1 protein-coding gene is annotated in these 201 nt (G+C 71.1%); it reads left to right on the forward strand.

What is annotated here, in order from left to right; all coding sequences use genetic code 11:
* On the forward strand, window positions 1-201 hold a 201-nt coding region (locus AOK24_RS48765), incomplete at both ends, for a hypothetical protein (RefSeq protein WP_159052030.1).

Below are 201 nucleotides of genomic sequence, written 5' to 3' on the forward strand. Positions count from 1 at the left end.
GACGGGCGATCCCGACCTGTACCCGGTCGACGTGGTGACGATCCGCGCGACCACCGACGAGATCATCAGAGCCCAGCCGGACCGGGACCACCCCGCCGACGGTCTCCTCGTCGGCCATATCCAGCTCCTCGTGCCGGAGCTCACCCGGCTCATGCCCCGGATGCTGGCCAGCTACCGCGACACCGCCCGCCACGTCCTCGC

Source organism: Streptomyces niveiscabiei (assembly GCF_001419795.1).
GTDB classification, from domain to species: Bacteria; Actinomycetota; Actinomycetes; order Streptomycetales; family Streptomycetaceae; genus Streptomyces; species Streptomyces niveiscabiei.